1 protein-coding gene is annotated in these 226 nt (G+C 67.7%); it reads right to left on the bottom strand.

Annotation, left to right across the window (positions count from 1 at the left end):
• Window positions 1-23 precede the first annotated feature (23 nt).
• Window positions 24-226, bottom strand: a 203-nt coding sequence (locus L979_RS16475) for a hypothetical protein (protein WP_047692843.1), incomplete at its 5' end; no start/stop codon positions are given.

Raw genomic sequence — 226 nt, 5'->3', positions numbered from 1 at the left:
GGACTTGCTATGAACCACCGGCCTCAACTCATCCTGACCCGTAGGGCACCGCCGCGCCCACCCCACACCAGGATCCAGGTCAGATGCCCGTAGCGACTCAGAGCGTCGTAGGAGGCGCCCACCAGGCCCGCGATCAACCACACGGCGATCACCGTTCGCAACGCGCCGTGGGTCCACCGCACCGACAGCCGTGTCAGCTCAGGATCGACCGGCGGGGGAACGGAGG

It is taken from the genome of Kocuria sp. ZOR0020, from assembly GCF_000800955.1.
Lineage (GTDB): Bacteria > Actinomycetota > Actinomycetes > Actinomycetales > Micrococcaceae > Kocuria > Kocuria subflava.
Note: the sequence above shows the minus strand (reverse complement) of the source record. Positions and strands in the feature narration are given on the sequence as shown.